The organism is Aminobacter sp. P4_D5 (assembly GCF_056401815.1).
Map to the genome: position 1 here is coordinate 1 of NZ_JBFUIP010000714.1, position 712 is coordinate 712.

2 protein-coding genes are annotated in these 712 nt (G+C 71.3%); one reads left to right on the forward strand and one right to left on the reverse strand.

The features are described 5' to 3' along the window. The coding region (locus AC1DWF_RS34515; protein ID WP_476842980.1) for an energy transducer TonB at positions 1 to 240 on the forward strand (240 nt) is incomplete at its 5' end. Between the two features lie 16 nt (positions 241 to 256). On the opposite strand, the gene AC1DWF_RS34520 is transcribed toward AC1DWF_RS34515, so the two are convergent. Next, a partial coding sequence (locus tag AC1DWF_RS34520) for a phytanoyl-CoA dioxygenase family protein (protein ID WP_476842981.1) occupies positions 257 to 712 on the reverse strand: 456 nt, incomplete at its 5' end.

Consider the following 712-nt stretch of genomic DNA (forward strand, 5'->3'; position numbering starts at 1 on the left):
CCCCCGGACTACCCGCTGGTCGCACGCGAGCGCGGCGTGACGGGAACCACCCTCGTCCGCGCCCTCGTCGGCACCGACGGCGAGACGAAGGAGGTGCGCCTGCACCGTTCGAGCGGCCACGACATCCTGGACAATGCCGCGCTGGCCGCCGTCCGCCGCTGGTCCTTCGAGCCTTCGACGCGCGACGGCCAGCGGATCGAATCCTGGATCGAGGTGCCGATCCGCTTCCAGCTGCGGTAGGCGGTCAGGCGGCGGCCTATTGCGCCGCCGGACCCACCGTCTCGAAGAAGCGGTTCTTCAACGCCTTCTGGTTCTCGTAGATCGAGCCCTGGAGGCCCGCCGGCGGCAAGGGCAGCCGCACCGGCACGTCGGTCAGCCGCGGCGCGATGCCGGGCGTGCCGGCGACCATCAGCTCGTCATAGGCCGCGAGCCCGTCCGGGAAGCCCAGCAGCGGCCAGGCATCGGCGGCGCGGAACTGGAACAGCATCAGCCGCCGGTCCCGGTTGGAGAGATTCGGCGCCGAGCCGTGCACCGCCCGCACATGATGCACGGTGATGGAGCCCGCCCGCCCGGTCAGCGGCATGGCGGCGGCGTAGTCGACCTCCTTCTTCGCGGGATCCATGGCGCCGCAGAACGCCCCGTCGGCGTGGTGATCATGGACCGGCCCCTTGTGGGTGCCGGGGATGATCATCAGCGGTCCGTTCTCCAGCGC